Genomic DNA, 1,061 nt, shown 5'->3' with positions numbered 1-1,061 from the left:
GGCCGGGCTCGACGGCGCCCTGTTCGGGGCGGGGACGAGCCCGCGCTTCGTCGCCGGGCCGCGGCTGTCGGACGTCGCCGGCCTGTCCTCGACCGAGGGCGATCCGGTGCCGCGCGTCTACGGCCGGGCGAAGCTGGGCGGCACCCTGATCTGGGCGACGCGGCCGCTCGAGGTCGCCAACACGGCCGTCGAGCGGGCGTCCTCCCCGGCGAAGGGCGGCGGCGGGCAGAAGACCGTGCGGACGCGCTACGCCTACTTCGCCAACCTCGCGGTCGGCCTGTGCGAGGGCGAGATCGCCCTCGTCCGGCGGATCTGGGCGGACGGGATCGAGCTCGACCGCACCGCGATCACCTGCCGGGTCCATGCCGGCGCGGCCGACCAGGCGCCCGATCCGCTGATCGTCGCCAAGGAGGGCGCCGACGCGCCGGCCTATCGCGGCCTCGCCTACGTGGTGTTCGAGGGGCTGCCCCTGGCCGATTACGGCAACCGCATCCCGCAATTCGCCTTCGAGGTGGTGCGGCCGGTCAACGGCGTCGCGCCGCTGATCCGCGCGGTGAACCTGATCCCCGGCGCGTCCGAGTTCGGCCTCGACCCGATGCCGGTCACGGTCGATCTCGGCCTCGGCCGGACGCGGGCCGCCAACCGGTTCCAGCTCCAGGCGGCGACCGACGTGGTCGCGTCGCTCGACGCGCTGCAGGCGTTGTGCCCGAACCTCGCCCGCATCGCGGTGGTGGTGGCGTGGTTCGGCGACGACCTGCGCGCCGGGCACTGCACGGTCGCGCCCCGCGTCGAGATCCGCGACAAGGCGACCACCGGCGACGGCTGGCTCGTGGCCGGCCTCGGCCGCACGCAGGTCGCGCCCGTCTCCGCCGCGCCGGACGGCACGCCGGCCTATGGCGGCACGCCCTCCGATGCCGGCCTCAGCCGCCTGATGGCGGAGCTGGCCCGGCGCGGCCTCGCGGTGGTGCTCTACCCGTTCGTGATGATGGACGTCGCCGCCGGCAACGCGCTGCCCGATCCCTACGCGCCCGGCAGCGTCGGCCAGCCGGCCTACCCCTGGC

The 1,061-nt window shown here is 75.7% G+C and carries 1 pseudogene; it reads left to right on the top strand.

Annotated elements, in window-relative coordinates:
- Positions 1 to 1,061, top strand: a pseudogene (locus tag FV223_RS28325) (hypothetical protein); the annotation flags it as partial.

It is taken from the genome of Methylobacterium sp. WL116, assembly GCF_008039455.1.
GTDB lineage: Bacteria > Pseudomonadota > Alphaproteobacteria > Rhizobiales > Beijerinckiaceae > Methylobacterium.
This window is presented reverse-complemented; position numbering and strand designations above follow the sequence as displayed.